This is a genomic window from Nocardia sp. NPDC004722, from assembly GCF_053601505.1.
In genome coordinates, this window is the sequence record NZ_JBSGBY010000285.1 from 1 (window position 1) to 10,562 (window position 10,562).

The window sequence follows — 10,562 nt, forward strand, 5'->3', positions numbered from 1 at the left end:
GGTCGGCGGTGCCGACCGTGCCGGGGCAGCCCGAGGGTGTGGCCAATCGCGCCATCGAGCGCAAAGTGTCCGAACTGGACGGCCATAAATCCCTGCCCGCGCCTGGCACTACTACGGAGTCTGTGCACCCGCGCCAACCTGTCCCATCTGACCTCGGGTGAAGACCGCGCTCCCACCCTGTATTTCGCGGACGGCACCTTGACCTGCCGCATCCGCCAGGAACACGACAGCGGCCCGAAACTCAAGGCGTATATCAGCGGCCGCACCCGTTTCCGGATCTTCTACAAGGTGAAGACCGACAAATCCACCCTCAAGTCCCGCATCGACGATCTCCCGGGCTTGGTCACCGACTTCCCCACGAAATACTCGAAGAAGCCGCAAGACGGCTGGTACCAACTCGAATACAGCACCACGGACAACACCGAACGGGGCAAGGTGAGATCCGGCCGCCACTTCTCCGGCGGCACCGTCATCGTCAACAGCGAAGACCCCCTCATGAAAGCCATCACCCAAACCGAGATCAACGGCCTGCTGGCCAAGATGACCCCGGAGTACGGCTGACCGCGTCGGCGGGTCAGTGTGGAATAGCGCTGAAAGGGCGAGGCTCGGGCCGAGAGGTGAGATGCGCTTCGATCACCTGTGCCACTTGAAACGCGTCCTCGGTCGACTCGAGAAACGGCAGGTATTCGACCGTACGCGCCAGCGCCGGGAGATCGACGGCGAAGTACATAGCCATGAGCGGATTCACGAACAACTCTGTGCCACCGGTGCGGTCGGTGGCGTGCACGTCGCCGAATTCCCCGCGCAGCGCGCACGCGATCTGGGAGTGCACAATGCTCGGGCGCAAGGGCGTTTCGGCCAGGGCGTGAACAACCGCGGCGAAGTAGGCGGCACCTTCCGGGCTGTCCGACGGGATCGACAGCGCGCCGAGAAAGGCGTTCTGCCGTTGCAGCGCAGCGAGATTCTCGAGCACATGCGCGTGACAGACACCGTGGTAGGCGTCGATACCGAATCCGACCGACACCACCACGCGGACAAGACCGTCGAGCCCCGCCACGGCCGCGAGACTCGTCATATCCTCCTGCGGAGTGCCCAGCCCGGCCTCGTCGCCCCGCAACAGAATGTCCGTGCCGCCGTCAACCAACACCACGGCGTCCACCCCGAGCTGCTCGACAAGCGCGGCATACGCCGCCCGCAGCGGACGCACCCCGCACTTGGGGAACGCATACACGATCGGCTCCCGGCCGGTCTCTGCCAGCCATCGCGCCAAACTGCGTTCCGGAAAGTAGTCATCGTTGCCCACGGTGTCAGGTTCGACAGCGGCAACCCCCGGCGCGACCCAGTTGTCGAGCGGAATCCGCCGCAGATCACTGAACGACAGATTAGCCAGATGCACCTTCTTACCGAGCCCCTCCAGTGCGACGGCAAGCGGCAATCCGCCGTAGACATCGAATCCCCCGCCCGCGCCGGCGATCAGCACACTGGACGCATCACGCAGGCGAGTGAACAACGGCGGCTCGGCCAAACGATACGAACTCACTTCGCCATTCTGGCCACGACGACAGTCCCGCGCCAACAAGCTATCTCCCGCAACCGATCTCGTTCCGTGTCGATGTCGGAGGTGTGATCTAGCGTTCGAGGCATGTCCGATGGCTACGACCTTCGCGTCACGATCAGGTTCCACGGCGACGAACAACTCGCGTGGGCCGTGCAAGCCGCGGTCGACGCGGTACTCCTGCACGAGGATGTCTATGACGCGGTGGGCACCTACTACTACGTGGCCGACGACGGAATGTTCGTGGTCTGTGCGGACACCGGTCCCTGGCCGCTGCTGTTGAACGGCTGGGGAGTCTGGCGGGAGTGGTTCGATGCGCAGATCGAGTGCTCGGTAGCCGAAGTAGCTCCCGACGCTCGCGTTTCGATCGAGTGGGGAATTCCGCACGAGGGCATCGAACTGCCCGATCTCGTCGAGGAACCCGGGTATCGCGTCAGGACACGTGAGCTTGCCGATCCACCCGCCGACTGGTCTGAACTCGCCGACCGGTTGGCACGAGTTCTGTGTGAAATGCCTACGGGTGCATACCTGATCCTGACAACGACCGATCGCCGATATGCCCAGGTCGGCCATCAGCCCGGTGAAATGTCGTGCGAGGTGGTGTCGAACCGGTGCCTGGACCCGCACCAGCACATGCCCGCGGAGCGAGGAGCCACGTTGAGCGCGCACGGCTGGTCGGAACCGCCCGGCAACGGCACCGAGAACTGGGCCAAGTACGTGGATTCGCCAGTGGCCCAGCAGGAGTGCGCGAGACTCGCCGGGGACATCGTCCGGGCGCTCTCGACAGCGCTCGCTGTCGGTGCTCCCGCAGACCTGCGGATCGAGGCGTGGCGGGACGGTCTTTCCCAGACCTTCGCGGTCGACCGTCTCGGATTGACCCGTCTCCCAACACCGGACGGAGCCCGCCGACTGGCCTATGCGCTACGGAAGAAGCAGTCCGAAGTGCCCGGACGTGCGAGCAGGTGGTTGCACCGGGCCCGGATCAGGCTCGGCGGGCGCCGAGCGTGATCCGGAGTGTGTCGGTGTCAGCCGCGCAGCATGGCGCCGACGACGCCGCCCGCGGCGCCCGCGCCGCCGGATTCGGCGCCGACGTACGGCATGAGGGCGTGGGCGAGGTTGGGTAGCGGCATGCTTTGCAGGCAGATTTCGCCGGGGCCGGTGAGGGCGACGAGGAGGAAGCCGTCGCCGCCGAAGATCTTGTTGCGGATGCCGGGGACCGTGGTCATGGTGAATTGCACGGTCTGGTCGAACATTCCGACGTGGCCGGGATGCACCAGCATGGTCTGGCCGGGGCCCAGGTTGTAGCGGGTGAGTTCGCCGGAGAGTTCGATCCAGGCGCGGCCCTGACCTTCCAGGCGCTGCAGGCGGAAGCCGTCGCCGCCGAAGAGGCCGCTGCGAATCGACTGCTGCAGTGCGACACTCACATTCACGCCGGGTGTGCTGGCCAGCCAGCCGTGTCGATGCACCAGGATGCTGCGCTGCGGGTGAATGTCGACCGGCACGATCTCACCGGGCACCTTGCTGGCGAACGCCACCAGGCCGGGGCCATTGGTGGCCTGGTACTGCGTCATGAACAGACCGCCGCCGCCCGCGACCCGCTTGAGCGAGTTCATGAACCCGCCGCCGCCGGCGGCACTGGTGGTCTGCGTCATCGTCACATTCGGCGACATCCACGACAATTCGCCATGCGGCGTGATAACCGCTTCCCCCGGCCCCAACTGCAATTCCAGCACCGGCATCGTGCTGCCCTTGATGTTCGCCTGCACAACTGCTCCCCGTAGATCTCGATCAATGCGGGCGTCAGCATACGGCGACCACGGTTGCTTCGCCCGCCCGCTCCCCGTCAATCGCACGCGAAATACCAAGCGCCCCTTAGGGAAAAGCAAAGCGACCGTAAAACCGGGGTGGCGTCGGCGGGGCCGGGCAGCGCGGCGGCTCGACCGTTGAGCGCTAGGTGAGCACGACGGCCACCGGGCCGTCCCGGTATCGCGCCGGTGATAGCGGATCGGCATGGGTCGCGTGGGAAAACTCGCGCGGGCCAGGGCTGTTCATGAATCATTAACACTGATCGTGGTTGGCTCGATAGCCACGTGACGGTGACCGCGCGCGTTCAGCAACCTGTGCCATACTTCGGCCGGGTTAGGGCGTCGCGCCCGAGGGAGGAAAGAGAAGGCAATGGGCCTGTTCGACATGATCCGCGGCGAATTCGTCGACATCATTGAATGGTTGGACGACACTCGCAGCACGCTGGCGTGGCGATTTCCCCGCTACGACAACGAGATCAAGAACGGTGCGGAGCTGATCGTCCGGGAAGGGCAGCAGGCCGTCTTCGTCTACCGCGGGCAGCTGGCCGACAAGTACGGGCCGGGGCATTACACGCTGACCACCGAGAACATGCCGATCATGTCCACCCTGCAGGGGTGGCGGCACGGCTTCAACTCGCCGTTCCGGTCGGAGGTGTACTTCATCAACACCCGCGCGGTCACCGATATGCGTTGGGGCACACCGCAGCCGATCACCGTGCGCGACCCCGACTTCCGCATGGTGCAGATCCGCGCCAACGGCACCGCCAACGTGCGCGTCACCGATATCGAGGTGTTCCTGCGCCAGATGATCGGCACCAACGCCGAGGTGGACGCCGACACCCTCAGCGAGCAGCTGCGCGCCAACGTCGCGCTGGGCTTCTCCGACATGATCATGGCGTCGGGTCTGGGCGCCATCGACCTGCAGGGCCGCCAGGTCGAATTGTCCGACAAGCTGCGCGAATTCGTCGGCCAGCGGCTGTCCGGCTTCGGTATCGGGGTCGAGGGCGTCACCATGACGATCTCGCTGCCCGAGGAGATCCAGCAGGCCATGACCCGCGGCGTGGCGCGCGGCGTCGAGGCGGGCGGCTTCATGAACAATGTCGATCTCGGCCGCTACCAGCAGATGCAGGCCGCCGACGCCATGCTCGCCGCGGCCCAGAACCCCGGCGGCGGCATGGGCGCCGCCATGCAGGCCGGGTTGGGTGTCGTGCTCGGTGGTCAAATGGCAGGCCAGATGCAGGGCGGATTCGCCCAGCCGCAGCAGCAGGCCGCCCCCGCCCCGCAGCAGGCCGCCCCGCCGCCGCTGCCCGGCCAGCAGCAGTTCCACTTCGACAACGGCGGCCAGGCCGTCGGCCCGTTCCCGATCGACCAACTGCGCCAATACGTCTCGGCGGGCAACCTGACCCGCGACACCAATGTGTGGTGCGAGGGCATGGCAGGCTGGCAGCCCGCCGCCACCGTCCCCGCCCTGGCGGGCCTCTTCGCCACCCCGCCGCCCCTCCCGGGCACCCCGCCGCCGCTGCCCCCGCAGTAGCGGCCCGGGCCGAATATCCGGCCACGACCCGTCGGCATTCCTTGCCCGCCGACGGGTCTTACGTCACACAGCGGCCCGTCGGCACGACGCCCACGAACGCTCCGTCAGCCACGAACGACCGTGGCCACCGAACGCCCGACAACCCGGTGCGTCCCCCAAAGCCCTTCCACCGCAATGGCGCGACCGTCGCGTCCGCCGCACCGAGTGAGCCCCGATGAACGACAACCAGCCCCAGCGCCAGTCCGGCCCACCGCCGCTCCCGGGCAGCGACCCGGCCGTCCCGCACACCGCCGACCCCCGCCCGTGGACGCCCCCACTCCCCACGGGGCAGCAAACGCCTAATCCTGAAGGCGAATGGCCGCCCGCCGCACCGGCTCCGACGGGCCCTGGCGCCTGGACGCCGCAATCGACTCCCGCCCAGGGCAACTGGACGTCGCCCCCACCCCCGCTGTCCGGTGCCGCCGCACCCGGCCGTACACCGCCGCCGATGCCAGGCGGGGTCAGCGGCCCGTATGGCTCCCCGCAATCCGGCTATCCGGTGCCGCCATCCGCGAGCTCTGTGCCGGGGACCGTTGCACCACCGCCACTTCCGGGTGTCGTCGCGCCCGCCGGTCCGCCGCCTGCGCCTCAGGGTGGGGCTGTGCCGCCTCCACTGCCGGGTGCTGGTGGTGGGCTGTACGGGGGTGCGCCGCCGGTCGCCGCCGCTACGCCGGGAACTGTTGCACCGCCGCCGCTTCCGGGTTCCGGGGTACCCGCGGGGCCGCCGCCGCTGCCCGGGCAGGGGATGCCTCCGATGCCGCAGCGCGGGGCTGTGCCGCCGCCGCTGCCTGGGGGATTCGCGCCGAATCAGCCGGTGCAGGCTCCGGTGGGCGGCCTGCCGCAGCCGGTGATGGTGGCTCCGGTGTTCGTACCTGGGATGCAGGCTCCGGATGCGCCCGCGTCGGAAAACGCTGCGGCGCAGCCGGGTCCCGTCGTGCCGGATCGGGCGATGTTGCACAGCACGGAGTTGACTCGGACGTATCCTTGTTCGTCGTGTGGCGCGCAGCTTGGGTTTGATCCGGTGGGGCAGGATTTGTTGTGCCCCAGTTGCGGGAATCGGTCGCCGGTGACGGCGCCGAACCAACCTGTGGAGGCTCGGGAGTTGGCGCCCGCGATGGCGGCGCTGCGGGAGTTGCAGGCTACGCAGAGCGGGCCGCAGGTTACCGGGGAGTGGGAGGTGAAGTGCCAGAACTGTGGTGGCACCACCGGATTCAACGGGAGCCTGACCGCGACGCGGTGCCCGTACTGCGCCACGCCCATTCAGCGTGATGACGTGCACAATGCGCCCGCTCGGCTGCCGGTCGACGGTGTGGTGCCGTTCCTGGTGGGGGAGAAGCAGGCCCGCGAACTGGTCGACAAGTGGGTGTCGGGACGGTGGTTCGCGCCGACCAAGTTCCGCAAGTACCGGCAGATCGGCGCGTTCTCGAGCCTGTACACCGCGTACTTCACCTATGACGCGGACACCGAGAGCCAATATCAGGGTCAGCGCGGCGACGACTATCAAGTGCGAGTCGGCACCGACGAGGACGGCGATCCCGTCTACGAGACCCGCACCCGGTGGACCCCGGTCTGGGGGCAGGTCAGCAATGAGTTCGCCGACCTGCCGGTGCTGGCCAACGAGAACATGGCCCGCAACCGGATTCGCTCGCTCGAGCCGTGGCCGGTGGAGCGGGCGCGCGCCTACTCCCCGGAGTTCGTGGCCGGGCATCTGTGCCGCACCTACGACAAGGACGCCGAGGAGTCGTTCCCGGAGGCGCAGCAGCGCATCGAGTCGGCCATCGAATCCAGCGTGCGCTCCGATATCGGCGGCGACCGCCAGAGCATCGACCGCCTCGACACCTCGTGGAACTGGCTGGCGTACAAGCATCTGCTGCTGCCGATCTGGCTGCTGACTGTCGTCTACATGAACCAGCCGTACCAGGTGTACATCAACGGCCTCACCGGTCAGGTCGCCGGTGACCGGCCGTGGAGCAAGGTGAAGATCATCGGCGCGATCCTGGCGGTACTCGCCGTCATCGCGGTGATCGTCGGCGTCTACTCGGCCGTGCACGGGCATCACACGCCCGCGCATCCGAGCCACACCACGGTGGCACCGCATCCCACCACCCATCATTGATCGACCGAGGAAAGTGAGCCGACCGTGCTGATTTTCGTGCTCGTAGTACTGATCCTGCTGGCGGCGGTGGTGGGCGGTGTGATGCTGCTGTCCAAGCGTCAGCAGGCCGCGACCTCGGCCGCCAACGAGGTGATCCCCGGCACCCCCACCCGCGCCCCCGCCTCCTGGGCGGGCTCGCACGACCCGGAGGCGCGCCTGCACCGTCGCCTGCGCGACGCCATGACCGCCCTGCGCACCGCCAACACCCTCGACGACGGCACCACCATCGTGCTGCGCGCCGAACTCGAGCAGGCCGCGCTGGCGTGGGACGATCGCCTGGTGGCCATGGCAGCCCTGCCGTCCGGGGCTCGCGACCCGCAGCGCGCCACCGCGACCCAGGGCGTTGAAACCATCGAAGCCGCTGTGGCACAGTATGTTTCGGCCGCCACCCAGCGCACCGCCGCCGACGTGACGGCCGGGCTGAGCGCGGCCCGCGCCCAGCTCGATATCGAAGCCCAGATCCGCAAGTCTCTGGAGGCATGATGACCGCCGATCCCGAAACTCTCCGCAAGATCGCGATCCGTACGGTCGAGATCATGGCCGACGGCGACCTCGCCGACTTCGAGGCCCTCATCCATCCCGACGCCGTGAACCGGGAAGCCAAGGCGGAACCGGCGGCGGCCCGGGGGCGCGGCCCCGCGGCCGCCTACGCGTCGGCGCTGTGGCTGCGGTCGGTCTTCAGCGATATGCGCTGGGAGGTGCACGAGGCGCTCGTGGAAGGCGATGTGGTCGCCCTGCACACCACCATGCACGGCCGCCAGACCGGAACCTTCGTGGTGTACGACGCGGATGCCAAGCCGGACCAGGCTTTTCCGTCCACCGGCAAGACGTTCGCGGTGACGCAGTCGCATTGGGTGCGCATCGCCGACGGCAAGCTCATCGAGCACTGGGCCAACCGCGACGATCTCGGTCAGGCGGTCCAATTGGGTTGGGTCCCACCGAGCCCGATGTATCTGGTGCGCATGAACCGCGCCCTGGGCGCCGCCAGAAAAGCCGCGCAGTAGGTCAGGCGAGCGCCGAATCCAGTTCCGCCAGCGAGCGAATCGCGGTGATCCCGTCGTCGGCGACGACGCCGAGCCCGCCGCGATCGACCCAGAACGCGCGCAGCCCGGCATCCCGGGCCCCGAGCGCGTCGACGTCGTAGCGGTCGCCGACATAGGCGACCTGCTGCGGCGGCAGGCCGAGCATCGCGCATCCCGCGTGGAAGATCTCCGGATCCGGCTTGGGCGAACCGAATTCGTCCGAGCAGAGGATCGTCTCCTCGAAGTGCCGCAGCAGCCCCACCCGCCGCAGCTTCCCGACCTGGTAGGGCTGCGACGCATTGGACACCACGCCCAGCCCGAAGCGGCCGTCGAGGACGCCCAGTGCCGAGGCGACCTCCGGGAACGCCGCCCACGCCGTATCCCGGTGTGCCGCATAGCGGCCGAACCAGGCCATCGGATCGTCGGCCGTCACGCCGAGCTCCGCGAGGAACCGCTGTGTCCGAACCGCTTGCTGCCCATGGAAGGTCAGCTCCCCGGCCAGAAATCGCGGGTACTCCGTCTCCTCGATCTCGTGCCATCGCGCCGCCGCGGCCTCGGGCGAGGGGAACCGATCCAGCAGCCCTTCCGCCGCCAGATGTTTCAGAATCCCGAACCGTGCCGTCGCCGAATAGTCGATGAGCGTGTCGTCGACATCGAACAGCACTCCGCGAATGCTCATGCCCGCGTTCCGATCACCACGGTGGCCCCCAACTCCTCACACTCCGCGATCCGCGCCCGCAACCCGTGCGCACGCATCACCTCCGCCGCGACCGGCGCCTGCTCTTCGCTCTCCTCCACCAGCAGATGCCCGCCCGGAGCCAGCCAGTCCCCGGCCACCGCCGCGATCCGCCGCAGCACATCCAGCCCGTCGGCCCCTCCGTCGAGCGCCCGCCGCGGCTCGTGATCGCGCGCCTCCGGCGGCATCCACGCGATCTCCGCCGACGGCACATACGGCGTATTCGCCAGCAGAATATCCACGCGCCCACGCAGATCCGACGGCACCGCCTCGAACAGATCCCCTTCGAACACCCGCCCGCCCACCACGGTCAGGTTGTCCCGCGCACAGGCCGCGGCCGCCGGTTCGATATCGGCCGCCGTGAGTTCGACCCGAATCCCGTCGCCCGCCAGTTCCGCCGCCAGGGCCAACCCCAATGCGCCACAGCCACAGCACATATCGAGTGCGATCAGCATCTGGCCCGAGGTTGCGTCCGGTGCCGCCCCGACCGCGGAGAGCGGAGTGTCGCCGATCGACGACCCCACACCGGCGACATCGGCGGATCGTGCTCGGATCGGCGACCGCACGGCCGGGTCTCGCGGAGTCCTGTGCGCCGCAACGGGTTCGGTGCTACTCGAACTCGGCGAGGCGATCCGCCGCGTGATCGGATCGTCCGCAACCGGTTGCCCGGCTGACTCGATTCGCCTGCGGCCCAGCATGATTGCCTCCTCGACGAGGAATCCCGTCCGCTGTCGCGGCACGAAGACCCCCGGCGCGACCTTCACCCGCAGGTCGCGGAATTCTGCCCAGCCCAGCAGGTGTTCGAGCGGGAATCCGGCGATGCGCTGGGTGACAAGCGATTCCAGCTGGGCCGCGTCGGTGGCGGCGGACAGCAGCAGGGCGGCTTCGTCCTCGGCGAACACGCAACCGGCCGCGCGCAGGCGGGCGACGAGGGTGTCGGTATCGGAGGAGCTCACCGCGCTATTGTGCACGCCCGGACGGCCGCCCAGTTCGGGCAGGGTCCGGGCGTGCGTGTCGTCGAATCCAGGGTGTCAGCGACTCCCGGGTGCCCGCGGATCGGGGTATCAGCGCTCGGCGGGCAGGCGCAGGGTGCGGCTGGCGTCGAGGTACATGCCGCGCTGGCTGTTGCGCGCCGGGGGCGGCAGCTGGGAAACCAGCTGCTCCAGGGACGTGGTCGCGCCGACCACCGGAATGCCCGCGACGATGAAGTCCGCGACGGCACGCCGAATGTGGTTGGGGGAGGTCACCACGATCGCGCTGGTCGCGCCCGCGTCCTTGAGCATCGCCGCCCCGAACAAGGCGTTCTGCACGGTCGATCCGGCCCGGTGGTCGGCCAGAATGCGACTGGCCGGAATGCCGTGCCCGATCAGCCAGCCCTGCATGGCGGCCGCCTCGGTGATCCCGTTCTGCGGATTGCCGCCGGTCACCAGGATCGGCGACATGGGCGAGGCGATCGCCTGCAACCACGCCGCCTGCAGCCGGTTCACCAGTTCGGGCCGCATCGAACCGTCCGGCAGCAGCCCGTAACCCAGCACCGCGATCCCGGTCTGCGGGCCCGCGATCGCCGGGATCGGATTGGGCAGCGTGCCGACCGCGGCGCCGATGGCGCGGAACAGATTCCGCGTCCCGTCGGCGAGTCGCCCGTCGATGCCGTTGAGCCGGTTGAGCGCCACCTCACGGGTGATGAGATCGCCGGTGTAGTCCGACCAGCTCGCC

11 protein-coding genes are annotated in these 10,562 nt (G+C 68.5%); 6 read left to right on the forward strand and 5 right to left on the reverse strand.

Annotation, left to right across the window (positions count from 1 at the left end; genetic code table 11):
- The first annotated feature begins 198 nt into the window (after positions 1-198).
- The gene (locus ACWELQ_RS25545; protein WP_452399578.1) at positions 199-561 is read left to right on the forward strand and encodes a hypothetical protein; all 363 of its coding nucleotides are present in this window, start codon (positions 199-201) and stop codon (positions 559-561) included.
- 13 nt (positions 562-574) lie between these two features.
- Here ACWELQ_RS25545 and ACWELQ_RS25550 read toward each other — a convergent pair whose 3' ends face one another.
- On the reverse strand, positions 575-1,579 hold the full coding sequence (locus ACWELQ_RS25550; RefSeq protein WP_452399579.1) for a DUF1152 domain-containing protein: 1,005 nt from the start codon (positions 1,577-1,579) through the stop codon (positions 575-577).
- 63 nt (positions 1,580-1,642) lie between these two features.
- Between ACWELQ_RS25550 and ACWELQ_RS25555 the strand changes: the two genes are divergently transcribed.
- Positions 1,643-2,563, forward strand: coding sequence for a TY-Chap domain-containing protein (locus tag ACWELQ_RS25555; RefSeq protein ID WP_452399580.1), 921 nt, complete (start codon positions 1,643-1,645; stop codon positions 2,561-2,563).
- Between the two features lie 17 nt (positions 2,564-2,580).
- Here the strand turns inward: ACWELQ_RS25555 and ACWELQ_RS25560 are convergent, their stop codons facing one another.
- The gene (locus tag ACWELQ_RS25560) at positions 2,581-3,321 is read right to left on the reverse strand and encodes a TIGR00266 family protein (RefSeq protein ID WP_452399581.1); all 741 of its coding nucleotides are present in this window, start codon (positions 3,319-3,321) and stop codon (positions 2,581-2,583) included.
- Between the two features lie 409 nt (positions 3,322-3,730).
- Between ACWELQ_RS25560 and ACWELQ_RS25565 the strand changes: the two genes are divergently transcribed.
- From ACWELQ_RS25565 to ACWELQ_RS25580, 4 genes are all read left to right on the forward strand, one after another.
- Positions 3,731-4,894 carry an SPFH domain-containing protein gene (locus tag ACWELQ_RS25565; RefSeq protein ID WP_452399582.1) on the forward strand — a complete coding sequence of 388 codons (1,164 nt, stop codon included), beginning with the start codon at positions 3,731-3,733 and terminating at the stop codon, positions 4,892-4,894.
- A gap of 1,141 nt (positions 4,895-6,035) precedes the next feature.
- Entirely contained in the window at positions 6,036-7,049 is a 1,014-nt protein-coding gene (locus tag ACWELQ_RS25570) for a hypothetical protein (protein ID WP_452399583.1), read from the forward strand.
- A 24-nt stretch (positions 7,050-7,073) separates the two neighbouring features.
- Positions 7,074-7,571, forward strand: coding sequence for a hypothetical protein (locus ACWELQ_RS25575; RefSeq protein WP_452399584.1), 498 nt, complete (start codon positions 7,074-7,076; stop codon positions 7,569-7,571).
- Positions 7,571-8,092 (forward strand): ester cyclase, encoded by a 522-nt coding sequence (locus ACWELQ_RS25580; protein WP_452399585.1) that lies wholly within the window; start codon positions 7,571-7,573, stop codon positions 8,090-8,092. Before ACWELQ_RS25575 ends, ACWELQ_RS25580 begins: the two co-directional genes overlap by 1 nt.
- A 1-nt stretch (position 8,093) precedes the next feature.
- Here the strand turns inward: ACWELQ_RS25580 and ACWELQ_RS25585 are convergent, their stop codons facing one another.
- The 3 genes from ACWELQ_RS25585 to ACWELQ_RS25595 all read right to left on the reverse strand — a co-directional run.
- Positions 8,094-8,789, reverse strand: a complete 696-nt coding sequence (locus tag ACWELQ_RS25585) for an HAD family hydrolase (protein WP_452399586.1) — start codon at positions 8,787-8,789, stop codon at positions 8,094-8,096.
- Complete coding sequence (locus ACWELQ_RS25590; RefSeq protein WP_452399587.1) at positions 8,786-9,802, reverse strand: methyltransferase; 1,017 nt, start codon at positions 9,800-9,802, stop codon at positions 8,786-8,788. Before ACWELQ_RS25590 ends, ACWELQ_RS25585 begins: the two co-directional genes overlap by 4 nt.
- Positions 9,803-9,910: 108 nt before the next feature.
- The coding region (locus ACWELQ_RS25595; protein WP_452399588.1) for a YdcF family protein at positions 9,911-10,562 on the reverse strand (652 nt) is incomplete at its 5' end.

What these genes read in the sequence shown, in the direction of transcription:
- ACWELQ_RS25555 (WP_452399580.1), top strand. Translation starts at nt 1,643, where the DNA reads ATGTCCGATGGCTACGACCTTCGCGTCACGATCAGGTTCCACGGCGAC.
- ACWELQ_RS25565 (WP_452399582.1), top strand. Translation starts at nt 3,731, where the DNA reads ATGGGCCTGTTCGACATGATCCGCGGCGAATTCGTCGACATCATTGAA.
- ACWELQ_RS25580 (WP_452399585.1), top strand. Translation starts at nt 7,571, where the DNA reads ATGACCGCCGATCCCGAAACTCTCCGCAAGATCGCGATCCGTACGGTC.
- ACWELQ_RS25585 (WP_452399586.1), bottom strand. Translation starts at nt 8,789, where the DNA reads ATGAGCATTCGCGGAGTGCTGTTCGATGTCGACGACACGCTCATCGAC.